The sequence below is a fragment of the Streptomyces sp. R-74717 genome (genome assembly GCF_047305335.1).
In the GTDB taxonomy this organism is placed as follows: Bacteria; Actinomycetota; Actinomycetes; order Streptomycetales; family Streptomycetaceae; genus Streptomyces; species Streptomyces atratus.
In genome coordinates, this window is record NZ_CP102361.1 from 1928123 (window position 1) to 1952664 (window position 24542).

General features: G+C 70.6%; 22 protein-coding genes and 3 pseudogenes. 11 read left to right on the top strand and 14 right to left on the bottom strand.

Going from position 1 to position 24542, the window contains the following annotated elements; all coding sequences use genetic code 11:
* Positions 1-20: 20 nt before the first annotated feature.
* The 4 genes from NRF20_RS08635 to NRF20_RS08650 are packed head-to-tail and all read right to left on the bottom strand — an operon-like array spanning position 21 to position 3653.
* Positions 21-1214 (bottom strand): ABC transporter permease, encoded by a 1194-nt coding sequence (locus NRF20_RS08635; RefSeq protein WP_413752345.1) that lies wholly within the window; start codon positions 1212-1214, stop codon positions 21-23.
* Positions 1211-1930 carry an ABC transporter ATP-binding protein gene (locus tag NRF20_RS08640; RefSeq protein WP_413752346.1) on the bottom strand — a complete coding sequence of 240 codons (720 nt, stop codon included), beginning with the start codon at positions 1928-1930 and terminating at the stop codon, positions 1211-1213. The genes NRF20_RS08635 and NRF20_RS08640 overlap by 4 nt, the downstream gene beginning before the upstream one ends.
* Complete coding sequence (locus NRF20_RS08645) at positions 1927-3003, bottom strand: peptidoglycan-binding protein (protein ID WP_413752347.1); 1077 nt, start codon at positions 3001-3003, stop codon at positions 1927-1929. The genes NRF20_RS08640 and NRF20_RS08645 overlap by 4 nt, the downstream gene beginning before the upstream one ends.
* The gene (locus NRF20_RS08650) at positions 3000-3653 is read right to left on the bottom strand and encodes a hypothetical protein (protein ID WP_413752348.1); all 654 of its coding nucleotides are present in this window, start codon (positions 3651-3653) and stop codon (positions 3000-3002) included. The genes NRF20_RS08645 and NRF20_RS08650 overlap by 4 nt, the downstream gene beginning before the upstream one ends.
* Before the next feature lie 135 nt (positions 3654-3788).
* Here NRF20_RS08650 and NRF20_RS08655 point away from each other — a divergent pair, with 135 nt between their 5' ends.
* Together NRF20_RS08655 and NRF20_RS08660 are read left to right on the top strand one after the other, a co-directional pair.
* A complete protein-coding gene (locus NRF20_RS08655; RefSeq protein ID WP_266356616.1) occupies positions 3789-4481 on the top strand; it encodes a response regulator transcription factor in 693 nt (230 codons plus the stop codon).
* Between the two features lie 192 nt (positions 4482-4673).
* Positions 4674-4889, top strand: a pseudogene (locus NRF20_RS08660) (ATP-binding protein); the annotation flags it as partial.
* A gap of 483 nt (positions 4890-5372) precedes the next feature.
* Here the strand turns inward: NRF20_RS08660 and NRF20_RS08665 are convergent.
* The 3 genes from NRF20_RS08665 to NRF20_RS08675 all read right to left on the bottom strand — a co-directional run bounded on the left by NRF20_RS08665 (position 5373) and on the right by NRF20_RS08675 (position 7188).
* Complete coding sequence (locus tag NRF20_RS08665) at positions 5373-5525, bottom strand: MerR family DNA-binding transcriptional regulator (RefSeq protein WP_398633445.1); 153 nt, start codon at positions 5523-5525, stop codon at positions 5373-5375.
* Positions 5526-5623: 98 nt separating this feature from the next.
* The gene (locus tag NRF20_RS08670; protein ID WP_398633444.1) at positions 5624-6544 is read right to left on the bottom strand and encodes an alpha/beta fold hydrolase; all 921 of its coding nucleotides are present in this window, start codon (positions 6542-6544) and stop codon (positions 5624-5626) included.
* Positions 6541-7188 carry a TetR/AcrR family transcriptional regulator gene (locus NRF20_RS08675; RefSeq protein ID WP_413752349.1) on the bottom strand — a complete coding sequence of 216 codons (648 nt, stop codon included), beginning with the start codon at positions 7186-7188 and terminating at the stop codon, positions 6541-6543. The genes NRF20_RS08670 and NRF20_RS08675 overlap by 4 nt, the downstream gene beginning before the upstream one ends.
* Positions 7189-7235: 47 nt before the next feature.
* Here NRF20_RS08675 and NRF20_RS08680 point away from each other — a divergent pair, with 47 nt between their 5' ends.
* Positions 7236-8666, top strand: coding sequence for an amidase (locus NRF20_RS08680; protein WP_413752350.1), 1431 nt, complete (start codon positions 7236-7238; stop codon positions 8664-8666).
* 40 nt (positions 8667-8706) lie between these two features.
* On the opposite strand, the gene NRF20_RS08685 is transcribed toward NRF20_RS08680, so the two are convergent.
* Together NRF20_RS08685 and NRF20_RS08690 are read right to left on the bottom strand one after the other, a co-directional pair.
* Positions 8707-9213, bottom strand: coding sequence for a DinB family protein (locus tag NRF20_RS08685; protein WP_413752351.1), 507 nt, complete (start codon positions 9211-9213; stop codon positions 8707-8709).
* 59 nt (positions 9214-9272) lie between these two features.
* On the bottom strand, positions 9273-10274 hold the full coding sequence (locus tag NRF20_RS08690; RefSeq protein WP_413752352.1) for an aldo/keto reductase: 1002 nt from the start codon (positions 10272-10274) through the stop codon (positions 9273-9275).
* A 113-nt stretch (positions 10275-10387) separates the two neighbouring features.
* On the opposite strand from NRF20_RS08690, the gene NRF20_RS08695 reads away from it, so the two are divergent.
* Both NRF20_RS08695 and NRF20_RS08700 read left to right on the top strand, forming a co-directional pair.
* On the top strand, positions 10388-11278 hold the full coding sequence (locus tag NRF20_RS08695; protein WP_398633439.1) for a LysR family transcriptional regulator: 891 nt from the start codon (positions 10388-10390) through the stop codon (positions 11276-11278).
* Between the two features lie 403 nt (positions 11279-11681).
* Positions 11682-11825, top strand: a pseudogene (locus NRF20_RS08700) (acyltransferase); the annotation flags it as partial.
* Between the two features lie 40 nt (positions 11826-11865).
* Here NRF20_RS08700 and NRF20_RS08705 read toward each other — a convergent pair.
* The 4 genes and pseudogenes from NRF20_RS08705 to NRF20_RS08720 all read right to left on the bottom strand — a co-directional run bounded on the left by NRF20_RS08705 (position 11866) and on the right by NRF20_RS08720 (position 16069).
* Entirely contained in the window at positions 11866-12597 is a 732-nt protein-coding gene (locus NRF20_RS08705) for a methyltransferase domain-containing protein (protein WP_398633438.1), read from the bottom strand.
* A 100-nt stretch (positions 12598-12697) separates the two neighbouring features.
* Positions 12698-12895: pseudogene (locus NRF20_RS08710) on the bottom strand (SpoIIE family protein phosphatase); the annotation flags it as partial.
* An 86-nt stretch (positions 12896-12981) separates the two neighbouring features.
* Positions 12982-15438 (bottom strand): MFS transporter, encoded by a 2457-nt coding sequence (locus NRF20_RS08715; protein WP_413752353.1) that lies wholly within the window; start codon positions 15436-15438, stop codon positions 12982-12984.
* A gap of 187 nt (positions 15439-15625) precedes the next feature.
* The gene (locus tag NRF20_RS08720) at positions 15626-16069 is read right to left on the bottom strand and encodes an SRPBCC family protein (protein ID WP_398633436.1); all 444 of its coding nucleotides are present in this window, start codon (positions 16067-16069) and stop codon (positions 15626-15628) included.
* A gap of 149 nt (positions 16070-16218) precedes the next feature.
* Between NRF20_RS08720 and NRF20_RS08725 the strand changes: the two genes are divergently transcribed.
* The 3 genes from NRF20_RS08725 (at position 16219) to NRF20_RS08735 (ending at position 19658) form a co-directional block, all read left to right on the top strand.
* Entirely contained in the window at positions 16219-17268 is a 1050-nt protein-coding gene (locus tag NRF20_RS08725) for an Rv2578c family radical SAM protein (RefSeq protein WP_413752354.1), read from the top strand.
* 177 nt (positions 17269-17445) lie between these two features.
* The gene (locus NRF20_RS08730) at positions 17446-19050 is read left to right on the top strand and encodes an alpha/beta hydrolase (protein WP_398633434.1); all 1605 of its coding nucleotides are present in this window, start codon (positions 17446-17448) and stop codon (positions 19048-19050) included.
* Between the two features lie 65 nt (positions 19051-19115).
* Entirely contained in the window at positions 19116-19658 is a 543-nt protein-coding gene (locus NRF20_RS08735) for a GNAT family N-acetyltransferase (protein ID WP_398633433.1), read from the top strand.
* Between the two features lie 39 nt (positions 19659-19697).
* Here NRF20_RS08735 and NRF20_RS08740 read toward each other — a convergent pair whose 3' ends face one another.
* A complete protein-coding gene (locus tag NRF20_RS08740) occupies positions 19698-20270 on the bottom strand; it encodes an adenylosuccinate lyase (protein WP_398633432.1) in 573 nt (190 codons plus the stop codon).
* Positions 20271-20610: 340 nt separating this feature from the next.
* Between NRF20_RS08740 and NRF20_RS08745 the strand changes: the two genes are divergently transcribed.
* The 3 genes from NRF20_RS08745 to NRF20_RS08755 all read left to right on the top strand — a co-directional run bounded on the left by NRF20_RS08745 (position 20611) and on the right by NRF20_RS08755 (position 24206).
* Positions 20611-22392: a 3-hydroxyacyl-CoA dehydrogenase family protein gene (locus NRF20_RS08745; protein ID WP_398633431.1), complete on the top strand. Its 1782-nt coding sequence runs from the start codon at positions 20611-20613 to the stop codon at positions 22390-22392.
* Between the two features lie 91 nt (positions 22393-22483).
* A complete protein-coding gene (locus NRF20_RS08750; RefSeq protein WP_383071371.1) occupies positions 22484-23299 on the top strand; it encodes a TetR family transcriptional regulator in 816 nt (271 codons plus the stop codon).
* A 109-nt stretch (positions 23300-23408) separates the two neighbouring features.
* The gene (locus NRF20_RS08755; RefSeq protein WP_413752355.1) at positions 23409-24206 is read left to right on the top strand and encodes a GNAT family N-acetyltransferase; all 798 of its coding nucleotides are present in this window, start codon (positions 23409-23411) and stop codon (positions 24204-24206) included.
* Positions 24207-24542 lie beyond the last annotated feature (336 nt).

Below are 24542 nucleotides of genomic sequence, written 5' to 3' on the forward strand. Positions count from 1 at the left end.
GCACCCCGTGCGCCGCTGCCTCATGTCGCGTTCAGAGCGACGGTCGGGTGGAGACGGGAGGCGCGGATTGCCGGGTAGAGGCCCGCGGCCACGCCGATCAGGAGGGTGGCGGCCAGGCCGCCTGCCAGGGACCAGAGCGGGACCACCGCGGTCCATCCCTGGACCCGTGCGAAGCCGTATGTCGCTGCCGCGCCCAGCAGTGCGCCCGTCGCGCCGCCCAGCGCCGACAGCAGCAGCGACTCGGTCAGGAACTGGAGCCGGATCGCGCCCCGGGTAGCGCCCAGCGAGCGGCGCAGGCCGATCTCCTGGCGGCGTTCCAGGACGGAGATGACCATGGTGTTGGCGACGCCGACACCGCCGACCAGGAGGGCTACCGCGCCCAGGCCGAGCATCAGGGTCGTCAGGCCCTCGTCGGTGGCGGCCTTGGCTGCCAGCGCGTCCGAGGGGCGGGAGACCTTGACGCTCCCCTCGTTGCCGGGGCTGATGGTGCGGGCCAGGATGGCCCGTACGTCCTCCACCGAGGCGTCCGTGGAGCGCTCGAAGATGGTGGTGGGGTGGCCGTCGAAGCCGAAGTAGCGCTCGGCGGCGGGGAATCCGACCATGGCCACCCGGTCCAGGTTGGGGACCAGTTCGAGCGGTTTGAGGATGCCGACGACGACCACGCGCGTGTCGTTCATCATGATCGTCTCGCCGGTGCGGGTGATGCCGAGGCGTTCCGCCGCCACCGCGCCGAGGACCGTCGTCGGGAGGCGTTCGCCGGCCGGATTCAGCCAGACGCCCTTGTCGACCTCGCCGCCGAGCGCGGACAGCAGGTCGATGCGGGCCGCCTGGGTGGTGACGCCGGCGGTGCGCTCCTCGGGGACCACGTCGCTGCGGCGGATGCGGGCGTCGACGTCGGCGGTGGCCGTGGCGTGCTGTACCGGGCCGATGCGCTCGACCATCGCGACCGCGTTCTTGGGGAGCTTGATCGGCTGCCCCAGGGCGTCCTCGCCCGCCTCGGCGGTAAGGAGGTTGGTGCCGAGGCGGTCGAGCTGGGCCATCAGGTCCGCGCGGCTCGACTCGGACAGGCCGACGACCGCGACCATGGTCGCGATACCGATGGCGATGCCGAGCGCCGAGAGCACCACGCGCGCGCGACGCGCGCGGAGGCCGACCGCACCGACGCGGAGGATGTCGCGGGGTGAGAGGCGGGAGGGCTTGAGGTCGTTCTTCATGAACCGGCCTCTTCCGTACGGGAGGCGGAACGCGCGCCGGAACAGGCGTCGACAACGATCTCGCCGTCCTTGAAGCGGACCCGGCGCGGCAGCGAGTCTGCGATCTCGTTGTCGTGGGTGATCACGCAGATGGTGGTGCCGGACGCGTTCAGCTCGTGCAGCAGCTCCATGACGATCTCGCCGGACGCGGTGTCCAGCGCCCCGGTCGGTTCGTCCGCCAGCAGCAGCCGGGGGTCTCCCACCAGGGCGCGGGCGATGGCCACGCGCTGCTTCTCGCCGCCGGACAGCTCGTTCGGCGTGTGCGAGTAGCGGTGGTCCAGTCGCACCTTGGCGAGCGCTTCCCGCGCACGCGCGCGCCGTTGTTTCAGCGGTACGCCCGCGTACAGCAGCCCGTCGGCGACGTTGTCCACCGCGTCGCGCCCCGCCGCCAGGTGGAAGTGCTGGAACACGAAGCCGATGTGGCGGGCCCGTAGTGCGGAGAGCCGGGAGTCGGAGAGCTCGGCCACGTCGTACCCGGCGACGCGGACGGTGCCCGTGGTGGGCTTGTCGAGGGTGCCCATGACATTGAGCATCGTGGACTTGCCGGAACCCGACGGGCCGACGACGGCGAGCAGTTCGCCCTCTTCGACGGTGAGGTTCACTCCGCGCAGGGCGTGGACGCCGCCGGGGTAGGACTTGGTGGCGTCCCGCAGTTCGATCACCGGGGCCGACGTCATGACTTCGCCACTCCGACCTTCATGCCCTCGCGCACGTCCGGGCCACTGACCTCGATCTGTCCGTCGGTGGTCATGCCCGTCTCCACCCGCACCATCTTCGAGGTGGCGCCCTGGACGACTTGGAGGCCGTAGCCGCCCATCTCGCCACGCAGGGCGACGACCGCCTCGACGGGGACCGCGAGAACTCCCTTGCGCGCCTCGCTGACGAACTTCACGCTCGCCGACGCCTTGGCGTCCTCGCCGGACGCAGCGCTCACCCCGCCGTCCAGGACAACCTCGACCGTGATGCCGTCCTGCGCGGCATCGCTCTCCCCTGCGGACGCCTCGGGGCGCACCGTCCGGGCCACCTTGCCGGTCGCCGTCTTCCCGCTCGGCAGGGTGACCTCGACCTTGGTGCCCCGGGAGGTGAGCGCGCCGTCGCCCTGGTCGAGCTGCGCCCGGACGACCGGCTTGGTCGAGGCGACCGTCAGTACGGTCGTGTCCGGGCCGACCTGGTCGGCGAGCGCCGCGTCCGCGGTGACGACCTTGACCCGGTCGGGCTGGAAGACGACATCGCCCTTGCCGACCCTGCCGGTGGCCTCACGGTTCAGCGACTTCTGCCACTGCTTGACGGCGGCCTCGGTGTCCTCGTCGTACCGCGCGTCGACATAGAGATTCGCTCCGTACCCCAAATCGCGCAGATTGCGCTCCAGCTGGAGCACGTCGCTGCCCCGGTCGCCCGCCTTCATCTCGCGGAACATCGGGACCGGGCCGTAGAGGAGGGTGACGGGCTTGTCGTTCAGCTCGTACAGTGCCTGCCCCATGGTCAGCGTCTTCCCTTCGGAAGCGGCCACCGTGACGGTGCCCTCGACGGCGGACTTGACGGGTCGGCGCTGCGCGAAGTCGAGCTTTCCGTCGACCGTCTTGGACTGCACGAGGTCGGTGCGTACGACGGTCGCGGTGGCGGGCGGCAGGTCGCCGCCCTTCCCGGAGGCGCCCGCGTCGCCGCCGTCGCCGAGGAACAGGACTCCCCCGGTGACGGCGGCGGCGACGGTCGCCGCGCCGAGCGCGAGGAAGGCGGTGCGGCGCTTCACTGCATGCCGTCCAGACCGTCGAGCAGCTTCGACTTGCACGCCTCGCGGGCCTGCTTGTACGACGGCGACTCCGGGTCGATGGACGGGGACCCCGGGTTCGGGTCGCCGCCGGGAATCGCGTTGCCGCCGCTCATGGTCGGGTTGGTGAACTTGGAGACGCCGTTGTCCCGCATGCACTTGGCGTGCGCGAGCATCGACTCGTAGTCCTTCTGCTGGTCGCGCTTGGGCTCGGCCGTCATGGCGGCCTGCAACTCGGTGACGCAGGCACCGTCCTTGCCGCCCTTGATGCCCTCGTTGCGACCGGGCTGGGAGCCGATCTCGTTGACCTTCGTCCAGTCGAGGTGCCCGCTGAGCTTGGGGTCGGGGAAGTCCTTGTAGCCACCCTTGGCACGCATGCACTGGACGTACTTCATCTGGGCGTCGTAGAAGGCGCTCTTGCCCGCGGGCCGGGTGTTCGGCTTGCTCTCGCCCTTCGCGGCGCTCGCGGCCGGAGCGTCCGGCACGTCGGCGATCGCGTCGTCCTTCTTCGCTCCGCCGGCGCTGTCGTCACCGCCGCCACAGGCGACGGAGAAGGCGAGTACGGGCACGGCCACGAGGGTGGCCATGCGCAGCCGGGCGGGGGTTCGAGGGTTCGTCCTGAGGAAACTCATGCGCTTCACGTTCGCCGCCGCAGATGATGGCCCGTCCATGGCCACATGATGGGAACGTAACAATGCCCCCGACCTGCGCGTCCACCCCCAGTCCGGAGTAGGCGGAAACGGTCCCGTGTACCCATAATCGGCCCCATGCCGCACGTACTGCTCATCGAGGACGACGCGTCCGTACGGGACGGAATGGAGCTCGTGCTGCGCCGTCACGGATACGGCGTGGACACCGCCGCCACCGGCGAGCAGGCCCTTGCCCTGCTGGCCGGGGAGCGGGGCGCGCGGGTCGAGCTGGCCGTACTGGACCTGATGCTGCCCGGCATGGACGGCTTCGAGGTGTGCCGCCGTATCCGCGCCCGCTCGGCGACCCTGCCGGTCATCATGCTGACCGCGCGCGGCGACGACTCGGACATCGTGACCGGCCTGGAGGCGGGCGCCGACGACTACGTCGTCAAGCCGGTCACCGCACCCGTCCTGGAGGCCCGCATCCGGGCCGCCCTGCGCCGTGCGGAACCGTCCGCACGACAGCGTTCGGACGCCGATCTCGCCGGGCTGGTGATCGACCGCGCCGGGCTGACCGTCACCAAGAACGGCACACCGGTCACGCTGCCGCCCACCGAACTGCGGCTGCTGCTGGAACTGTCGGCCTCCCCCGGCCGGGTCTTCAGCCGCGAGCAGCTCCTCGAATCCGTCTGGGACCACACCTACCTGGGCGACTCCCGGCTGGTGGACGCGGCGGTCGGACGGCTGCGGGCCAGGCTCGAGGACGTACCGGCGAAACCGCGGTACGTACAGACGGTGCGAGGCTTCGGCTACCGCTTCGGGCCACTGTGAACCGTACGGACGAAGCCGCTGTGAACCGTATGGACAAGGGCGAGCGCGGCGTCGCCTCGAAGCGGCGCTCCCGGCGGCTCGTCGGCGGACTGCGCACCCGGCTCGTCGTCGCCTTCGTCGTCGTCGCCCTGATCAGCGCGGTGACCTCGACCGCCCTCGCCTACCGGGACGCCCGCACCGCCGTCCTCCAGCGCGGAGCGGGTCTTCGACCGGTTCTACAAGGCGGACGCGGCCCGCACGCGTGGCACGGCCGACGACAGCGGACCGGGCAGCGGCCTCGGCACGGCGATCGCGCTGGAGAACGCACGGCTGCACGGCGGCACGATCGACGTGACCGACGGACCGCAGCGCGGCGCGGTGTTCACGCTGCGGCTGCCCCTGCGACGCACAGAAGAGGCCATGGAATGAAGGTCCGACAGGGGGTCGTGATCGCCGCGCTGGCGACCGCTCTCGTGGGCTGCGGCGTCCAGCCGACCGGAGTGATAGGCGCGGGCGAGCCCGCGTCCGGACTGACGCGCGGCATACGGCTGTACTACGCGTCCGACAACGGACTGCGCGCAGTGCCCCTGCCCGACAAGGAGGTCAAGGACCTCAACTCGGTGGTGAAGCTGCTCGCCGTGGGGCCTTCGCCCGCCGAGCAGCGCGACGGGCTCACCTCTCTCGTCCAGCAGCTCGGCGGCTATTCGGTGACCGGAACGGGCACCCGCGTCACGGTGCACCTCGACGGCCCCTATGCGGAGTCGGGACGCGACCAGGGCACCGGCCAACTGGTGTGCACACTGGCGCGCGCCCAGTCCGTACTCGACCCGAAGGTCAGGACCGACGACGTCGAAGTCACCCTGCGGCCGTCCGAAGGCGCCACGCTGGGCCCCTACCGGTGTGCGGAGTTCCTCAACACGTGAGGCGGGCAAGTGAGTTCGCCTCCAGCTCCCTGTTGCTGAAGCGGCGCCGACCGGCGTGCGACCGCTCCACCTGCGGCATCAGGCCGATCTGCTCGTGTCGGCGCAGAGCGTGAGCCCTGAGCCCGATGAACTCTGCTGCCATGCGATACCGGCCGACGGCGTGATCCACCGCGCGGGGCCCCGTCGCCGTGCACGGGCCCCGCAGCGACCCTGACGAGCACACCGGCAGGAGAGGGATCGTCAGTGCTGCCCCCCGTCTCCTTTCGCAACAGTCGCGCCGCGATGCGGGCCGGTCAGTTCCCGCAGGAGCAGGTCCGGGTCCTCAAGGAGGAACAGGTGTCCGCCGTCGGGGACGGCGCGCAGTTCGGCGCCGTCGATCTGCGCGTGCGCCCAACGCGTCACCTCGATGGGGACGTTGCCGTCCGCCTCGCCGTGGATGAACACGGTCGGCACCCGGATCGATCCCAGCGACTCCTGCAGCGGCCGGGAGTATCCGGCGAGATCGGCCATGGCCGCGTCCATGCCCTGGCGCCGGGCCTCGGTGGTGTCCAGCTCCGACAGCTCCTGGAACTCCGGTTCTTTCATGATCAGTTGGTCGGCGAGCGGCCAGGCGTCGAGGTGCGGATCACGGCTTTTCATGCGCTTGAAGATCCCCGTCCCCGCGAGCATCGGCCGGGCGATCACCGGGGCCCAGCGCACCAGCCGGTCCAGCCACTTCACGATCGGGATCCGGCGTGCGTACGCCTGTCGGGGTGCTCCGGGGACGGCGGCGCACGCGAGGATCAGCTTCGTCACCCGCTCGGGGTGCGCCTGGGCGGCGGACAGCGCGTATCCGCCGCCGCCCGAGATCGCCACGAGCGGCGCCCGTTCGTGGCCGAGGTGGTCGAGCAGGGCCACGAAGTCGTCGTTCCAGCGGTGGAAGCCCCGGCCGGGCACGGGATCGGTCTCGCCGTATCCGGGACGGTCCGGGCAGACCAGATGAAGGCCCGCGTCCGTGGCCGCCTGCCGCAGTGCGACCCCCTCGAAACGGCTGCCTGGGGTGCCGTGGAGCACGATCACGGGCGGGGCGGCGGGGTCCCCGTAAGAGCAGTACGCGATACGGCGCCCGCCGGGGGCCGTCAGACGGACCGTCTCGGGCAGATCCTGCAAGGAGGGGGTCATCTCTGCTCCTCATGCGATACGGGGGCGGCGGCAGCGGCGATCCCGCCGATGACGAGGTCGAGACCGTAGGCGAACCGGCGGTCGTAGTCGTGGTGGTCGGCGAACACCGACAAGGCCCGGCGCTCGGGCGGAAGTCGGAGCTGTTCCGGATCGCCGCGGCCGAGACGGATCGCCACATGTCCGGTGACGAAGTCGTGCAGGGCGCCGTACGCGTACACGGCGGCCTCCTCGTCGAGTCCCGCGGTCTGCAGCGCCTCGACGACCCGCAGTGCGACGTCGTCCGCGCCGGGCCCGACGAGGGAGGCGCGGCGGTGCGCCTCAAGGATCACGGGGTGCCGCATGAGCAGGTCATGGAGCGTGTCCGCGAACAGCCGGACGACGCCGCGCCAGTCGTGCGGCCAGTCCACGGACCGGGTCACCTCGCCGACGATCCGGGACACCAGCGCGTGCTGGAGCGCGTCGATGCCGCCCGTCGTGCGGTGGATCGCCATCGGTGACACACCCAGCCGGTCGGCCACCACGCGGAAGGTCACCGCGTCGAGACCCCGGTCGTCGGCGATCTCGGTCGCCGCGTCCAGGATCGCGTCGAGCGTGACCGCCCGGGGACGGCCGTTCTTCGGAGTGCTTGCCTTCTCGACCACCATGCCGTCACCGTATCGATACGCGTAACGAAACAGCAATGGGAGCATCCATGCCGCAGTTGCACGACCTCACGGCTCTCCAACTGGCCACCGCCTACGAGCGCGGAGACACAACTCCCACCGAAGTCGTGGACCATCTACTGACCCGGATCGAGGACGGCGACCGGGTGGGTGCGTTCACCACCGTGTCGGCGGACCGGGCCCGCGCCGCCGCGGCCGAGGCCGGACGCACCCTGCGCTCCTCGGACCGCACGGAACTGCCGCGCCTGTTCGGCGTACCCACCGCCGTCAAGGACCTGGAGGCCACTGCGGGCGTACGCACCACGCTGGGTTCCGCGCTGCTGCGCGACTGGATTCCCGACCACAACGACGAGATCGTCGATGTCATGGCCGACGCCGGGCTGATCAGCCTCGGCAAGACCACCGTTCCCGAGTTCGGGGCCGCCTGCTACACCGAGCCCGAGGTGTCCGCCCCCGCGCGCAGCCCGTTCGACCTCACCCGCAGCGCGGCCGGCAGCAGTGGCGGTGCGGCGGCCGCGGTCGGTGCGCTGCTGGTGCCGATCGCCCAGGGCAGTGACACCGCCGGTTCCGTACGCTCCCCCGCGAGCGCCTGCGGTGTGGTCGGGCTGAAACCGAGTCGTGGGCTCGTCACGGCGGGCCCGGACGGCAACGACGGGATGGGGCTCTCCGTACGGGGCCCGCTCGCCCGCACCGTGCGCGACACCGCGGCGTTTCTCGATGCGCTGACCACCCGTACCGGAGTCGGCACCGTACATCCGCCCCGCGTCGACAGCTACGAGCGCGCCTGCGACGCACCTGTCCCGCGACTCCGGGTGGCACTCGCGCAGGGCTCGGTCTCGGGGGCGCCCGTGGACGCCGAGGTCGCCGCCGCCGCCGAACTCACCGCCCGTACGCTGGCCGGGCTCGGCCATTCCGTCTTCGCCCGGGACCAGGCGCCGGACCCCGAGTTCACCGAGGGCTTCCGGGTGATGTTCACCGCGCTGGTCGGGGCCAGGACCATGGCGTTCGACGAGGCGGCGCTGCGTCCGATCGTCCGCCATCTCCGGGCCGGTTCGAAGCAGTTCACCTCGGGCGAGCTGGCCGCTTCGATCGGTGTCGTCCAGGCCCGCGCGCGGGCCTGGACGCTCGACTACGCGGACGCCGACATCGTGATCACCCCGACCGTCACGACCCCGCCGACGCTCGTCGGACGACTCCGCAACGACGCGGATCCGGTGGCGGAGCTGGCCGCGATGACCGCCTTCACGGGCAACACCGTGATCGGGAACGCCACCGGGTTCCCGACCATCAGCCTTCCGCTGGGCTGGAGTTCCCAGGGCCTGCCGCTCGGGGTTTCGCTCACGGCCGGATGGGGCCGCGAGGATCTCCTGCTCGGCGTATCCGCGGCCCTGGAGGAGGCCCTGCCCTGGGCCCACCGCTACGTCGACCGGGTCGAGGCACGGACACCTGCGGCGCCTTGAGCACGGACGTGGCCGCGCCGCCATGGAACCGGGAGGGAATCTACGCCCCGGTGGCTCCGTCGATGGCCTCCCGGAGCAGGTCCGCGTGGCCGTTGTGTCGCGCGTACTCCTCGATCATATGAGTGAGGATGTAACGCAGCGAGAACACCTCGTCGCCGTAACTCCCGGCGATTTCAAGGGAATCTGCGGCCTCCACTGTGGCGCGGGAGCGTGCGCACTCCTCGCGCCAGATTCTGAACGCCTCGTCCGGGTCGGCGGTTTCGACGTCGAACTCGGCGAACTCGCCGGGATTCGGCCCCGGCCAGTGCGGCGGCGCGACCTCGTCCTTCAGTACGCGGCGGAACCAGGAACGCTCCGCCTCGGCGAGATGGCGGACCAGCCCGAGCAGGCTCAACTCCGTGGAAGGAAAAGCCCGTTGCCTCAGCTGTTCGGTGGTGAGCCCGGCACACTTCATGGCCAGGGTCTCGCGCTGGAACTGGAGGAAGCCGCTCAGTGACGCGCGCTCGTCGCCCACCCGCGGAGGGTAGATTCTCTTGTCATCCTGCATCGAGCCATCATGCCAAGCACGACAGCCGTACGCCCCGACAATTCGCGGGGCCCGAGGGCTCAGCGGAGGTCCGGGCCCTTGAGGATCTCCTCGATCCGGGCCAGTTCCTCCTCGGCGAACTCCAGATCACGGACCGCCTCGACGCTGTTCTCCAGCTGGGCGACGCTGCTCGCCCCGACCACGGCGGACGTGATCCGGCCGCCCCGCAGCACCCACGCGAGCGCCATCTGCGCGAGGGACTGCCCGCGCGCGGAAGCCACCTCGTCAAGCGCCCGCAGCCGGTCCACCAGCTCCGGGGTGACCGAATCGGGCGTCAGGAAGGGGCTGCTGCCGGCCGCGCGCGAGCCTTCCGGGATGCCGCGCAGATAGCGGTCGGAGAGGATGCCCTGCTCCAGCGGCGAGTAGGCGATGGATCCGGTGCCCAGCTCGTCGAGCGCCGTGAGCAGGCCGTCCTCGACCCAGCGGTCCAGCATCGAGTAGCGCGGCTGATGGATGAGGAGCGGGGTGCCCAGCTCCTTGAGGATCCGGGCGGCCTCCCGAGTCTGCTCCGGCGAGTAGTTGGAGATGCCGACGTAGAGCGTCTTGCCCTGACGTACCGCCGAGTCGAGCGCGCCCATCGTCTCTTCGAGCGGGGTGTCGGGGTCGGGGCGGTGCGAGTAGAAGATGTCGACGTAGTCGAGGCCGAGCCGGGTGAGGCTCCGGTCGAGCGACGAGAGCAGACTCTTCCTGGACCCCCACTCCCCGTACGGGCCGTCCCACATCAGATAGCCCGCCTTGGTCGAGATGACGAGCTCGTCCCGGAGCCGGGCGAAATCCGTCCTCAGTGCGCGGCCCATCGCGGTCTCGGCGGCGCCGGGCGGCGGTCCGTAATTGTTGGCGAGGTCGAAGTGGGTGATGCCGAGATCGAATGCCCGGCGCAGGATCTGCCCCTGGATCTCCGGCGTCCGGTCGCCGCCGAAGTTGTGCCACAGGCCGAGCGAGAGCGCGGGGAGCAGCAGTCCGCTGCGTCCGGTGCGCCGGTAGGGCATGACTTGGTAGCGGTCGGCGGACGGGAGGTACATGCGGGCTCCACGGAAGAGGGGCGGTTGCGGTGCGCAGGGTCCAGGTTCGCCTACAACGATCCAGCAGTCCAACAGGAGATTCTGCTTGGATTCAGCGCTTATATTTCTCAATCATGGAGTTGCGTCAGCTGGAACATTTCGTCGCCGTCGCCGAGGAACAGCACTTCACGCGTGCTGCCGAGCGCCTCGCCGTGTCGCAGTCCGGTCTTTCCGCCTCCGTCCGGGCCCTGGAGCAGGAGCTCAGGACACCGCTGTTCAGCCGCACCACGCGCAGCGTGCGGCTGACCGAGGCTGGGCGCGCCCTGCTGGTGGAGGCCGAGCGCACGCTGGCGGGGGCGCGAGCGGCGAGGGACGCCGTCGATGCGGTACGGGGACTGCTGCGCGGCACGCTGTCGGTGGGCGTCGAGCAGTGCGTGCCCGGGGTGCATCTTCCGCGTCTGCTGGCGGCCTTTCACCGTAAGCATCCGCTCATGGAGATCCGGCTCCGCCAGGAGGGCACCACGAGTCTGGTGGACGGGGTGGCCGGCGGGCGGCTCGATGCCGCCTTCGCCGCGACCGTCAGTTCCGTCGAATGGCGAGGCGAGCTCATCCCGCTGGCGCGTGAGCCCATGGTCGTCCTCTGTGCACCCGGTCACCGGTTCGCGACGGCGGACCGCGTCGCGTGGGGCGAGCTGCCCGGTGAGTCCTTCATCGACTTCCATCCGGACTGGGGTCCGCGGCGGGCGGCGGACGGGGCGTTCACCGAGGCGCGGGTGCGTCGCACGGTGGGGCTGGAGGTCAATGACGTACACAGCCTGCTGGAGCTGGTGCACGAGGGGCTGGGGGTCGCGCTGGTGCCGCACCACTTCTCCCGTAAGCCCGAGGCCCGGGGACTGGTGGCGGTGGAGCTCGAAGGGCCCCGACAGCCTTACTACGAGAGCGTCGTGGTGCTGCCCGCGGCCCGGGCCATGAGCCCGGGCGCGCGGGAACTGATGGCGCTGCTCCGAAGTGACGGCGGGCTGTGAGGGCAGGGGGCGAGGGCGGTGCGAACAGAGGGTGTATGTGACATCGAGGTCCCGCTCCTTCTGGAGCAGGCGCAGCGCCTGGTCGCGGCGGGTGATCGACGCCTGGTCGGTGAGTGCGTCGCCCTCGATGTCGAAGTCGGCCTTGTTCGCGCCGACCGCGTCGAGCACCCGCGCGTAGGCATCGGCCAGTTCCCGGGCGCTGTCGCAGGCGAGCGCGAGCTCGTTCCCCGCGGCCCCGCCGAAGGAGACCCGGACGTCCGCGCCGGTCGCGGTGAGCGCGGCGATGCGCGAGGCCACCGCCTTGTCGCCGGCCTTCGCGGTGCCACCCCACAGCGGGGTGCAGCGGTCGCCGTCGGCGATGACGAAGGCGAGGTTGTACGTGTCGGGGGAACCGGCCGAGTCCGTGCCGGCCCTCGAACGGGATCTTCCGCTGGACAGCATGTGGTTCCAGTTCGCCGTCGCCCGGGTGCTGATCGCCGCGGCGGTGGCGCTGTTCGGCTGGGTCGAGGACCTCGCGGCGAAGCGGGGGCCACGGTTACTGCCGTGACTTCCCCGCCCGCCGCTCCCTGTGCTGCCGGTGGACGATGTCAGCCGACGGCCAAGGACGCGGCCAGCACGAACCAGCGTGCGGGCAGGTCGATACGGGTTCCGTCGGGCAGATACTCGGTCTGGGCCAGGGCGGTCTCACCGCCGGCCAGCGTGGTCAGTCCGGCCGCCCGCAGCAGCTGAGGCACCTCCTCCTCCGTGGCACTGGCCGGCTTGAGACCGTGGTCCAGGACCCTGCGCAGCTTCTCGGGCGGGCCGTCCGGTCCCTGCGCCACCTGCTGGAGCACCTCCTTGGAGGCTGGGGTCAGCTCGGCGACGAACGCCCGGCCCCGCTCCCCCACCATCGTCGCAATCGCCGCGGCGACGGCGGGCCTGGCCTCGGCCTCGCTCTGGTGGATCACCGCACGCATATAGACATTGGTGTCGCCGATCCGCTCGTGCAGGGCCGCCACGGCCTCCGCGTCGACGAGGTCGAGCTGGGCGAACTCGGCTACGCCGTCGGGGTCCGCGCGGCGTGCGTGCGCGATCGCCGCGTGCGAGAGGTCCACACCGATCGCGCGGGGGAAGCGGGTGGCGAGATAGCGGGTCTGGGTGCCGTTCCCGCAGCCGAGGTCGACGACGGGCAGCGAGGTGTCGGCGTACGGCAGGAGCAGCTCGCTGTGGGGTGCGGAGCTGAGGGAGGGGTCGGCGTCCCAGATCGCCGCACCGGGCGCATCCGAGGTGGCGGACCAGAAGCCCTCCCACGCCTCACGGTAACGCTGTGACACGTCCATATGCACTCCCGAGTCCGCTTTTCCTGAGGCACTTTGCTCCGGTACGGACTACCGCCCCGGGGCGGCCGCGGCAAGACCGCACACAGCATCCACCGCCCGCGGAGGCGAGCCCGGCGCCGATGTCCTGGCCGCGCACCTCGAAAAGACCGTCGGTACACAGGACGAGACGGTCGCCCGGCCGCACCCGTAAGGCCGCGGTCCCGAAGGCGACACCGTCGACGCCGATGGGTGCACCGGTGGGCAGGTCGAGGAGTTCGGCCCGGCCGTCCTCGGCGCGGACCAGCACGGGCGGGATGTGCGCCCGGCGAACCCGGCCGCGCACGGAACGGCGCCGTTGCGGTGGCGGGCCGGCGAAGCCACCGGCCGGCCCGTTCCTCGGAACGGTCAGTCCTCGTGGCCCAGTTGGAGGTCGCGTTCCGTGCGTCCGCCACCCGCGACCTGGAGGACGGTGGCCACCGGCGGATACCCGGCCGCGATCACCGTGTACTCACCGGTGGACAGGTCCACGAACCGGAATGCGCCGTCGGGCCCGGTGGTGAGCGTGTCGACGACATTGCCCGCCGCGTCCAGGAGTGTGACCCGGGCGTCCTCGACGGGCCGGCCGCCGCTGGCCCGCACGACGCCGCGCAGCACCGCTCCGCCGGCGAGTTCGATGTCCTGCCGGGTCTCCCTGGCCGCCTGCACGCTCACCGGCAGCGCGGCGGGCCGGAAGGCGGGCGCGCTGGCGGCGAGGGTGTACTCGCCGGCCACCAACTCCGTGATCACATAGCCGCCTTCGCGGCCGCTGCGGGTGGACGCGACCACTTCGCCGCGTACATCGGTGAGGGTGACGGCGGCGTCGCGCACCGGGATGCCGTCGGCGGTGACGACGGTCCCGGCAAGGCGTCCCGCACCGCCGAGCACCACATCGAGCTCGACGGGCCGTTCGCCCACGGTGACGCTGACGGCCTGCGGCTGGTGGCCACCGGCCGCGGCGATGAGGACGTACGAGCCGGCGCCGGGCACGCTCAGCGCGTACCGCCCGTCGTCCCCGCTCGCGCCCCGTCCGACCTGCTGTCCCTGGACGTCGATGAGGGTGAGGGCGGCGCGCGGGACCTTCGTACCGTCGGGGTGCTGGACGCTGCCGCACACCGGCACACCCGACAGGTACACAGGCGGCGGAGCGGCAGCGGTGCGGGCGGTGGGGATCGGTGCGGTTTCGGCGGCGGACTCCGGGCTGTGGTGGGACACCAGCGGTTTCTCCTTGAGGAAGAAGGCGAAGAACAGGCCGAGCGCGAGCACCGGCACAAGATAGAGGAAGATCCGCGGCATCGCGTCGGCGTATGCCTGGATGTAACTGTCGCGCAGCGCGGGCTCCATGGCATGGACCAGCTGCGGGGTGATCGACTCGGGGTCCGGGAGGTCGGCGCCGGACGGCAGACGGACGGCGAGCGCGTCCGCGAGGCGGCCCGCGAAGAGCGTCCCGAAGACGGCGGCGCCGACGCTGCCGCCGATCTGCCGGAAGTAGTTGTTGGCACTGGTGGCGGCTCCGAGGTCGGCGGGCTCCACGGAGTTCTGCACGGCGAGCACGAGTACCGGCATGACCAGGCCGATCCCGATGCCGAGCACGGCCTGCGCGATGCTGTATTCGAACCGCGGGGTGTCGGTTTCGAGCCGGGAGAGCAGCCACATGCCGGCCACCGAGACGGCGCTGCCGAGAATCGGATAGACGCGGTAACGGCCTGTGCGGGAGATCAGCTGACCGGATACGACGGACGCGCCGACGATGCCACCCATCATCGGGAGCATCAGCAGCCCGGATTCGGTGGCCGTGGCGCCGTCGACCATCTGCAGGAACGTCGGCAGATAGCTGGCGGCGCCGAACAGTGCGACCCCGACGACCGCGCCGACGACCGCGGTGACATTGAAGATCGAGTCACGGAACAGCCGCAGCGGAATGATCGGTTCGGCTACCCGGTGCTCGACGACGATGAACAGCAGGGCCGTTCCGGCGGCTCCGGCGGCCAGCCCCAGAATGGTGCGCGATCCCCAGGCGTACTCCGTACCGCCCCAGCTGGTCAGCAGCACCAGGCAGGTGGAGGCGGCCGCGAGCAGCAGCGCGCCGAGGATGTCGAGGCGGGGCCGGACGGTGGGCCTGGGGAGTTTCAGGACGACGGTGATGACGGCGAGGGTGATCAGGCCGAACGGGACGTTGATGTAGAAGCACCAGCGCCAGGAGGCATGGTCGGTGAAGAAGCCGCCGAGCAGCGGACCCGCGACGGAGGCGAGGCCGAAGGCTGCGCCGATGAGCCCCATGAACCGGCCGCGTTCCCGGGGCGGTACGACATCCGCGATGATCGCCTGGACGCCGATCATGAGCCCGCCGCCGCCGATGCCCTGGACGGCACGGAAGGCGATCAGTTCGTCCATGGTGCGGGACCAGCCGGCCAGCGCGGAGCCGATGACGAAGACGACAATGGCGAACTGGAAGACGCCCTTGCGGCCGAAGAGGTCGCCGAGCTTTCCGTAGATCGGCAGCCCGATGGTGGAGGCGAGGAGGTACGCGGTGACGGCCCAGGACATCTTCTCCAGGCCGTGCAGCTCGCCGACGATCTTCGGCAGTGCGGTGGCGACGATCATCTGGTCGAGCGCCGCGAGCAGAAGCGTGAGCATCAGCCCGAGGAAGACCAGCCGGATGTGGCGGGGCGTGGTCTCCGGTACGGCGGAAGGCGCGATGGCCGCGGCTTCTTCCGCCTCTTGCATCTTGTTCGCGACAAAGGGCGGCGAGGGCGGCGTGTTCGCCACCTCGGCGGCCCCCGCACCGCTCGGCTCGTCCTCCAACAGAGTGATCCCACCCACCACGTGCCGCTCCCCTCGTCGCATCTGCGCCGCCCATTTCTTGCATTGCGCGACAAGGGAGGGCAAACGCGACGGGGGGCGCTGACGGCGCACTCGGGGGGCTTAGCCCCCGGTGGGAGCCACTACGGCGCACAACCGACGGGCCGAGAAAACCACCCGAACCGGTGAGGCCGGTCGAGAGACGTCGGAGCTACTTCTCGACCTCGGCAGCAAGGTTCTGCAGCAACTCGTCGTAGATCCGCCCAAGCCCCTTGGGCGCAAAGGTCTTCTCGAAGAATCCACCGATGCCGCCCGCGCCGTTCCAGACGGTCGACACGACCGCCTTCGACTTGCCCTCACCGGCCGGAGTGACGGTCCAGGTGGTGACCATCGAGGAGTTGCGGTCCTTCTCCACGAGCCGGCCGTCGGTGGGCTCGGTGACCTCCAGCAGACAGTCGCGCACCCGCTTACTGGTGGCCTGGAGCTTCCAGTGGACGAGGGTGCCCTCGCCGTCACCGCCCTCACGCACCTCGTACTCGCTGAAGTGTCCGGGCAGCACCTTGCCCCGGACTTCCTCGTAGTCGGCCAGCGCGTCGAACACCGTCTCCGCGTCCGCCGCGATGACTCGCTCCGTCGTTGCCTCGACCTGCGCCATGGCTGTTCCTCCAGCACTCGGTTGTTCGGGGGTGTGCTGAGCCAACCACCTCCGGGACGCCGCTCAAAATCCGGGCCGGGACGAAGGGGAGAAAACGATCAAGGGAACAAGTGTTCTATTCTCTGTCCAGTGCTACCGAGGAGGCGTCCATGCGCTGGGACAATCTGGCCGACAACCCCACCAGTCCCACCAACACCGGGGCCGGCGCGCTCTTCACCTCTGACGCGGTGACCACGCGCACCTTTGACACCCCCGAATTCCGGGGGATCACCTTCCACGAGATCCGGGCCCGCTCGATCGTGAACCGAGTGCCGGGCGCGTCGCGGATGCCGTTCGAGTGGACCGTCAATCCGTACCGGGGCTGTACGCACGCCTGCGTGTACTGCTTCGCCCGCAAGACCCACAGCTATCTGGACCTCGACACCGGAATCGGCTTCGACTCCCAGATCGTCGTCAAGATCAACGCCCCGGAGCTGCTGCGCAGCCGGCTGGCGTCCAGCCGCTGGCACGGCGCGCATATCGCGATGGGGACCAACGTCGACTGTTATCAGCGCGCCGAGGGCCGCTACCGGTTGATGCCCGGCATCATCTCGGCCCTGCGCGATCACGCGAACCCGTTCTCGATCCTGACCAAGGGGACTCTGATCCTGCGCGATCTGGAACTCCTGCGGCAGGCGGCCGAGGTCACCGATGTCGGCGTCTCCGTCTCGGTGGGCTTCGTCGACGACGGGCTGTGGCGCACCGTGGAGCCCGGCACACCCTCCCCCGAGCGCCGCCTCGACGCCGTCCGCACACTGAGCGAGCACGGCATCGACTGCGGCGTGCTGATGGCGCCCGTCATCCCGTTCCTCGGCGACCACCAGGACCAGTTGCGCGCCACGGTCCGGGCGATCGCCGCCGCCGGGGCGACCTCGGTGACCCCGCTCGTCCTTCATCTGCGGCCCGGCGCCCGGGAGTGGTACATGCGGTGGCTCGGGCAGCACCACCCCCATCTGGTACGGCGCTACGAGCGGCTGTACGCCGAGGGGGCCTATGCGCCCAAGTGGTACCAGCGGCGCATCACGCGGTACGTCCACGAACTGGCGACCGAGTTCGGCATCGGCCCCTCGCACCGCGGCTCGGCCCGTCGGCTCCCCGTGCGTCAGGAGCAGCGGTCACCGCTCGACGGCCCCGGGCCCACCCAGCTGACCCTGCTCTGACCCGGCACAGCCGACACGGGCAGGCCTGGCGCATCCGACACGGGCGGGCCCGGCGCATCCGACGCGGGCAAACGGGTCAACTCTCAACAGAACATGTCCTTCCGGGCGCGAATGTGGGCAGCATGCGGCGGGGGCTTCGCCACGCGCAGCCGTCTTTTCCCCACTACGGGAGGCCATATGACGAATCGTCCAGGAATTCTGTTCGCCGTCGGTGCGACGGTCGCCGGTCTGGTGACCGCCGTCCCGTCCCCGGCGACCGCCGACAACGGTGCGCGGCACACCGCAGCCGAGCTCAGATGGACCGACTGCGGCACCAAGTCGTATCCGAGCCTGCAGTGCTCATCGGTCAGTACACCGCTCGATCATGACGATCCGTCGGGTCGGCAGATCACCCTCGCCCTGTCCCGGATCCCGCACACCGCGAAGACCTTTCAGGGTCCCCTGCTCGTCAATCCGGGCGGCCCCGGGGGCAGCGGCCTCTCGATGGCCGGCTTCGTGGCGTCCTCACTGCCGAAGTCGGTTGCCGCACAGTACGACGTGATCGGGTTCGACCCGCGCGGCGTCGGCGAGAGCGAGCCGGCGCTGGACTGCGTACCGAAGTACTTCGATCCGCTGCGCCCCGACTCGGTGCCGGACTCGCTCGCGGTCGAGGAGGCCAACCGCAACCGGGCCCGCTCGTTCGCGCAGGCATGTGGCGAGAAGTACCCCGACCTGCTGCCGTACATGGACACGGTCAGCGCCGCCAAGGACCTCGACGTGATCCGGCAGGCAACCGGTTCCCAGCAGCTCAACTACTTCGGGTACTCGTACGGGACCTACCTCGGCGCGGTGTACGCCAAGCTGTTCCCGGAGCGGGTGCGGCGTCTGGTCCTCGACTCGAACGTCGACCCGGAGGGCGTCTGGTACGACGACAACATCGGCCAGAACTACGCCTTCGACGCCCGCCACAAGGCGTTCGCCGCCTGGGTCGCGAAGCACGACACCACATACCGGCTCGGCAACGACCCGGCGAAGGTCGAGGATGCCTGGTACGCGATGCGTGCCGCCGTCAAGGCGCACCCCGCGGGCGGGAAGGTCGGGGCGAGCGAGCTGGAGGACACCTACTTGCCCGGCGGCTACTACAACGGCTACTGGCCCTATCTGGCCGATGCGTTCGCGGCGTATGTGAACGACCAGGACCAGGACGCACTCGTGACGGCGTACGAGAAGTTCGGCGCGGTCGACGCGAAGGCCGACAACGGGTACTCGGTCTACTCGGCCGTGCAGTGCCGCGACACCCAGTGGCCCCGCCAGTGGAACACCTGGCGCAACGACAGCTGGAAGGTGCACGACAAGGCACGCTTCTTCACCTGGAACAACACCTGGTACAACGCCCCGTGCGTCGACTGGCCGGTGGAGCCGCTGAACCCGGTACGCGTCTCCAACGACAGCCTGCCGCCGGCGCTGCTCTTCCAGGCCACCGAGGACGCGGCCACGCCGTACGAGGGCGGAGTCACGCTGCACCGCAAGCTGCGCGACTCCAGCCTGGTGGTCGAGCAGGGCGGCGGCAATCACGGCATCACACTGAGCGGCAACGACTGCCTGGACACCTATCTGGCGGACTATCTCGACAAGGGCACCGTCCCGCGTGGCAAAGGCAGCGGGGCCGACGCGGACGCGGTCTGCGCCAAGTCCCCCGACCCGAAGCCGCTGACCGGCAGGGCGGCGGTGGAGTCGGCCCGGGGAACGGGTTCCGGCAGCAGGGGCAGCATCCTGCACGGCCTGCTCGGCTTCCGCGGCTGACGCCCTGCGAACCCGGGCCGGATTCCCGTACGGGTCATCCTGACGCATGCGTCAGGATGACCCGTATGACGATACGGAACACGCCCGATGTGCTCGTACGGGACATGAGTGTCGACGACTGCGAGGCGGTCGCGAGAGTCCGGGTGCGCGGCTGGCAGGCCGCGTACGCCGGACTGATGCCGCAGTCGCATCTGGACGCCATGCACATCGCCGAGGACACGGAACGGCGCCGCGGATTCTTCGCCGAGGGCAACCAGGTCGTGAATGTGGTGGCCGAACGGGCGGGCCTCGGTGTGATCGGCTGGGCCTGCTACGGCCCGTACCGCGAGAACGGCAGACGGCCGGCGCGGGGCGAGCTGTACGCGATCTATGTGCTGCCCGAGCAGATCGGGACCGGGGCCGGCCGCGCCCTGATGGCTCAGATGCTCACCCGTGCCACCGCGGACGGCTTCCCGGACCTGGCGCTCTGGGTGCTGAAGGAGAATGCCCCGGCCCGCCGCTTCTACGAGCGCTCGGGCTTCCTCCCCGACGGCGCCGAGGAGCCGTTCGAGGTGGACGGCGTACTCGTGCCCGAGGTGCGGTACGTGCGCGCCCTCGGCACCCCTTGAACGCGTCGGCGCCGGACCGGCCGGCAGAGGTCCGCGCTCTCAGGCCCCCCTCAGGCGGCTGAGCGCGTCCCGTGCCGCGCCGCCCAGTCTCGGGTGCGGCAGCGCCGCCTCCAGGAGCGGGCGGGCCTGTTCGTCCCCGAGCTGCCCGAGCCCTTCCACACAGGCGAGCGCCACCCGCCAGTGCGGATCGTCCGGGGCCAGGAGCCGCTCCAGGGTGCCCATCAGCGCCGGTACGGACTCCGGGGCCCGAAGCGCGGTGAGCAGCCGCACCGGCTGCAGGGCGTACGCGGTGCGCAGCTTGTTCGTTGCCAGGGCGGCGGCGGCCCGGGGTGTGCGGGGGTCACCGAGGCGCACCAGGGCGTGGGCGGCACAGACGCAGCGCTCCGGGTCTCGGTGGTTGAGCAGCAGGACCAGCGCCTCGAAGGCCCGTCGGTCGCCGCCGCAGCCGAGCCTGAACGCGGCGATCTCCCGCGCCCAGAGCGGGCGTTCGCGTTCCACGAGGACCCGGGCCAGTTCCTCGTCGTCGTCGGTGGCGAGCAGTCTGCGGTACGCCGCCGACTCCCCCGCCTCGTCCGCCAGCCGGTCCGTCAACGACCGGAACTCCTCATCCATGACCGTCAGCGTATCGGCGATGACAGCGAGTGTGAGCCGGACCACAGCAACTCGGGGCTGGCGTGCTCGTTACTCGCCGGTTAAGCTCATGTGAGCGGGACACACTCCCCGCCGGTTCCGGTGGCCTGGTGACGCAGCCACCCGGAGTGCTTGTCGGTTCGGCAGCTTTGCGAGACGCGACTCCGGGACAGAGTCCGTCGCCCCTTCCCGGTCCGGGCGTGCCCATCACGCCCAGGCCTTGAGCACCACGACACGCAATTCCCGCACGCTCTGCGCCAGTTCGCCTCTTCAGCGCGCGCCGTGCTCCTCACAGTCGTCACTCATTCTCTGGAGTCCCGTGATGGACACCCCGCTCAGCACCATTGCCGTCGTCGGTCTCGGCACCATGGGCACCGGCATTGCCGAAGTCCTGGCCCGCGCCGGCCACGAGGTCATCGGTATCGACATCAGCGACGCGGCCGCCCGTCAGGCCGTCGCCGCCCTGGAAGCCGCAACCGCCCGCGCCGTGCGGCGCGAGCGGATCACGGAGGAGGAGCGCAGCGACGTCCTCGCCCGGTTCCGTACCTTCGATGACCTCCAGGCCGCCGCGGAGGCGGAGCTGGTCATCGAGGTCGTGCCCGAGTCGTACGAGATCAAGCAGCAGCTCTTCCGGGAGCTCGACGCGATCGTCTCCCCCACCGCGATCCTGGCGACCGGCACCAATGCCCTGTCGGTCACCCGGCTCGCCGCCGAATCGCTGCATCCCGAGCGCGTGCTCGGTCTGCACTTCTTCAACCCGGCGCCCGCGATGAAGCTGGTCGAGGTGGTCTCCTCGGTGCTGACCGCGCCGCCCGCCGTCGAGGCGGTCACCGCGCTCGCCCGCAGCCTGGGCAAGGAGCCGGTCGCGGTCGGCGACCGGCCGGGCTTCGTCGCCGACGGGCTGCTGTTCGGGTACCTCAACCAGGCCGCCGCGATGTACGAGGCGAACTACGCCTCCCGTGAGGACATCGACGCGGCGATGAAGCTGGGCTGCGGCCTGCCGATGGGCCCGCTCGCCCTCCTCGACCTGATCGGGATCGACACCGCCCGTACCGTCCTGGAGGCGATGTACTCCGCATCGCACGACCGGCTGCACGCCCCTGCCCCCATCCTCAGGCAGCTCAGCGAGGCGGGGCTGACCGGCCGCAAGTCGGGCCGCGGCTTCTACACGTACACGGAATCGGGCAGCCAGACCGTGGTGCCGGACGCGCTGACCCCGCAGGAGAGCGCGTCGGCGGCCGACGGGCGCACGGTGCGGTCGGTGGGCGTCGCGGGCTCCGGGACGATGGCCTCGGGGATCGCCGAGGTCTTCGCGAAGGCCGGCTACGACGTGGTGCTCGCCGCCCGCAGCCAGGAGAAGGCGGACACGGCGAAGGGCCGGATCGCCAAGTCCCTGGAGCGTTCCGTCACCAAGGGGCGGCTGACCGCCGAGGCGCGGGACGAGACCCTGGCCCGGATCACCGCATCCGGTTCGCTGGACGCCTTCGCCGATGTCGATCTCGCGGTCGAGGCGGTCGCCGAGGACCTGTCGGTCAAGCAGCAGTTGTTCGGGACGATGGACAAGGTCTGCAAGCCGGGTGCGGTGCTCGCCACCACCACCTCGTCGCTGCCGGTCGTGGCGATCGCACGGGCCACCGCGCGCCCGCAGGACGTCATCGGGATGCACTTCTTCAACCCGGCGCCCGCGATGAAGCTGGTCGAGGTCGTCCGTACGGTGCTCACCGCCGACGATGTCCACGCCACCGTCCGCGAGGTGTGCGTCAAGGTCCGCAAGCACCCGGTGGACTGCGGGGACCGGGCCGGCTTCATCGTGAACGCGCTGCTGTTCCCGTACCTCAACAACGCGATCAAGATGGTCGAGGAGCACTACGCGAGCCTCGACGACATCGACGCCGCGATGAAGCTGGGCGGCGGCTACCCGATGGGCCCGTTCGAGCTCCTCGATGTCGTCGGACTCGATGTCTCGCTCGCCATCGAGAAGGTGCTGCACAGCGAGTTCCGCGACCCGGGTCTGGCCCCGGCTCCGCTGCTGGAGCATCTGGTGGCCGCCGGCTGCCTCGGTCGCAAGACGGGGCGCGGCTTCCGCGAATATGCCCGGCGCTGAGCCGGGAGCCGGGTGGGGCGGGCTGCTCGATCCTTCGGGCGGCCCGCCCCCACGGGCGCATTCCCCTGCACCGATGCAGTACGTTCACACCATGTCCCAGCCCGCCAGGTCCCCCCGTGTCTCCGCCGCGCCCGACACCCAGGAGAGTGCCGCAGGTACCCGTGCCGCCGCCCAACGGCTCAAAATGCGCCGCGAACTGGCCGCCGCGGCAATGGAACTCTTCGCCTCGAAGGGGTATGAGGCGACGACGGTCGATGAGATCGCGGGCGCCGCGGGAGTCGCCCGGCGGACCTTCTTCCGGCACTTCCGCTCCAAGGAAGAGGCGATCTTCCCGGACCACGACGACACCCTCGTCAGGGCCGAGGCCGTCCTCAATGCCGCCCCCGCGCACGAGCACCCGCTCGACACCGTCTGCCGCGGCATCAAGGAAGTCATGAAGATGTACGCGGCAAAGCCCGCGGTCTCCGTGGCCCGCTACAAGCTGACCCGTGAGGTCCCCACACTGCGCGAGGCCGAAATCGCCTCGGTGGCCCGCTACGAGCGGCTGTTCACGCGGTATCTGCTGGGCCACTTCGACGAGCGCGACCACCATGTCGGCAATGACGACCCGCTGCTCGCGGAGGTCGCGGCATCCGCCGTCGTCACCGCGCACAACCATGTGCTGCGCCGCTGGCTGCGGGCGGGCGGTGAGGGCGATGTGGAGGCCCAGCTCGACCACGCCTTCTCGATCGTCCGCGACACGTTCGGGACCGGCATCGGGGCGGGCCGGATCGTCGGCACCGAACCGGCGAAACAGCCGGCCGCTTCGGTGACGTCCCAGGGCGAGGTGCTCGTCACGGTGGCGCGGACGGACGCGCCCCTCGAAGAAGTGATGCGCACGATCCAGCAGGCGCTCAAGAGCCGCTGAACGGGGACGTGCCGGCCCGCCCGGCCCCGCTCGACCGGCGGGGCCGGTTCCCGGCCCGTACCCGAACAACCCGGTTGCCGCGCCCGCACCTCGGTGCTGTGGTATGGGGATGAATCATGATCGCGACACACTTCTGACCCTTTTCGACCGCGAAATGCGCGAGCACGCCCGCCCCGACGGCCCCGGCGTCCGAGTCGAGCGCGCCGGTGATGTCGTACGGCAGGTCGGCGCGGCCGACGACTGGAACGGTGTCGTGTGGTCGGCCCCGGACCTCGATGCCGTACGGGCGGACGCGGCGATCGCGGCACAGGTGGCGCACTACACGGCGCTGGGGCACGACGAGTTCGAGTGGAAGCTGTACGCGCACGACCGGCCGTTGGATCTGGCGGAGCGGCTGCTGGCGGCCGGTTTCGAGGCGGAGGAGCCGGAGACCCTGCTGGTCGCCCCGGTGGCGGGCCTCTCGACGGCGGTGGAACTGCCCGAGGGCGTCCGGCTGCGCACCGTGAGCGACGCGGACGATGTGGAGCTGATGGCCCGCGCCCATGAGCAGGCATTCGGCTCGGACTGGTCGCGGCTGCGGCAGCAGGTGCTGGCCAGGCTGACCGAGGACCCGGACAGCTTCGTCGGCGTCCTCGCCATGGCGGGCGACGAGCCGGTGAGCTCGGCCAGGATGGAGCTGTACCCGGGCACGGGGTTCGCGGGGCTCTGGGGCGGCGGAACGGTCGAGGCGTGGCGCGGGAGGGGCATCTACCGGTCCCTGGTCGCCTTCCGAACCCGGATCGCGGCGGAGCGCGGCTACGGCTACCTTCAGGTGGACGCCTCCGATCAGAGCAGCCCGATCCTCCAGCGACTCGGATTCCTGGCCCTGAGCACCACGATTCCTTACGTGTACCGGCCCTCGCACTGACCGCATCCGGCGGGACGGAACCGCCTGAAACACCTCTTGTGTTGCTCATGCGTGCCCGGCGGGTGACAAGTGGGAGAAATTGTTGGCACCGAGTGCCTTGCCACGTGTCACGGAGTGCCATACGTTGAAGTTGTCCGGGCGGCCGGCGTGCTGAGACCTCACGTACGCCGGCTGTCCCCGCAAGCAATGTGCCTGCGCGCCCGGACGCCTGCGTCACAGGCAACCCCTTCTGCTCCACAGAGCAAGCCGAAGCCTTACCAGCCGAACCGACGGCAGCACCTCCACACCACACCGCTCCCCCTCAGCTTGCAGGGATGCTCAAGCGTTCCCTCAGCG

What these genes read in the sequence shown, in the direction of transcription:
- NRF20_RS08635 (WP_413752345.1), bottom strand. Translation starts at nt 1,214, where the DNA reads ATGAAGAACGACCTCAAGCCCTCCCGCCTCTCACCCCGCGACATCCTC.
- NRF20_RS08640 (WP_413752346.1), bottom strand. Translation starts at nt 1,930, where the DNA reads ATGACGTCGGCCCCGGTGATCGAACTGCGGGACGCCACCAAGTCCTAC.
- NRF20_RS08650 (WP_413752348.1), bottom strand. Translation starts at nt 3,653, where the DNA reads ATGAGTTTCCTCAGGACGAACCCTCGAACCCCCGCCCGGCTGCGCATG.
- NRF20_RS08655 (WP_266356616.1), top strand. Translation starts at nt 3,789, where the DNA reads ATGCCGCACGTACTGCTCATCGAGGACGACGCGTCCGTACGGGACGGA.
- NRF20_RS08665 (WP_398633445.1), bottom strand. Translation starts at nt 5,525, where the DNA reads ATGGCAGCAGAGTTCATCGGGCTCAGGGCTCACGCTCTGCGCCGACAC.
- NRF20_RS08670 (WP_398633444.1), bottom strand. Translation starts at nt 6,544, where the DNA reads ATGACCCCCTCCTTGCAGGATCTGCCCGAGACGGTCCGTCTGACGGCC.
- NRF20_RS08675 (WP_413752349.1), bottom strand. Translation starts at nt 7,188, where the DNA reads ATGGTGGTCGAGAAGGCAAGCACTCCGAAGAACGGCCGTCCCCGGGCG.
- NRF20_RS08680 (WP_413752350.1), top strand. Translation starts at nt 7,236, where the DNA reads ATGCCGCAGTTGCACGACCTCACGGCTCTCCAACTGGCCACCGCCTAC.
- NRF20_RS08685 (WP_413752351.1), bottom strand. Translation starts at nt 9,213, where the DNA reads ATGCAGGATGACAAGAGAATCTACCCTCCGCGGGTGGGCGACGAGCGC.
- NRF20_RS08690 (WP_413752352.1), bottom strand. Translation starts at nt 10,274, where the DNA reads ATGTACCTCCCGTCCGCCGACCGCTACCAAGTCATGCCCTACCGGCGC.
- NRF20_RS08695 (WP_398633439.1), top strand. Translation starts at nt 10,388, where the DNA reads ATGGAGTTGCGTCAGCTGGAACATTTCGTCGCCGTCGCCGAGGAACAG.
- NRF20_RS08705 (WP_398633438.1), bottom strand. Translation starts at nt 12,597, where the DNA reads ATGGACGTGTCACAGCGTTACCGTGAGGCGTGGGAGGGCTTCTGGTCC.
- NRF20_RS08720 (WP_398633436.1), bottom strand. Translation starts at nt 16,069, where the DNA reads ATGGCGCAGGTCGAGGCAACGACGGAGCGAGTCATCGCGGCGGACGCG.
- NRF20_RS08725 (WP_413752354.1), top strand. Translation starts at nt 16,219, where the DNA reads ATGCGCTGGGACAATCTGGCCGACAACCCCACCAGTCCCACCAACACC.
- NRF20_RS08730 (WP_398633434.1), top strand. Translation starts at nt 17,446, where the DNA reads ATGACGAATCGTCCAGGAATTCTGTTCGCCGTCGGTGCGACGGTCGCC.
- NRF20_RS08735 (WP_398633433.1), top strand. Translation starts at nt 19,116, where the DNA reads ATGACGATACGGAACACGCCCGATGTGCTCGTACGGGACATGAGTGTC.
- NRF20_RS08740 (WP_398633432.1), bottom strand. Translation starts at nt 20,270, where the DNA reads ATGGATGAGGAGTTCCGGTCGTTGACGGACCGGCTGGCGGACGAGGCG.
- NRF20_RS08745 (WP_398633431.1), top strand. Translation starts at nt 20,611, where the DNA reads ATGGACACCCCGCTCAGCACCATTGCCGTCGTCGGTCTCGGCACCATG.
- NRF20_RS08750 (WP_383071371.1), top strand. Translation starts at nt 22,484, where the DNA reads ATGTCCCAGCCCGCCAGGTCCCCCCGTGTCTCCGCCGCGCCCGACACC.
- NRF20_RS08755 (WP_413752355.1), top strand. Translation starts at nt 23,409, where the DNA reads ATGAATCATGATCGCGACACACTTCTGACCCTTTTCGACCGCGAAATG.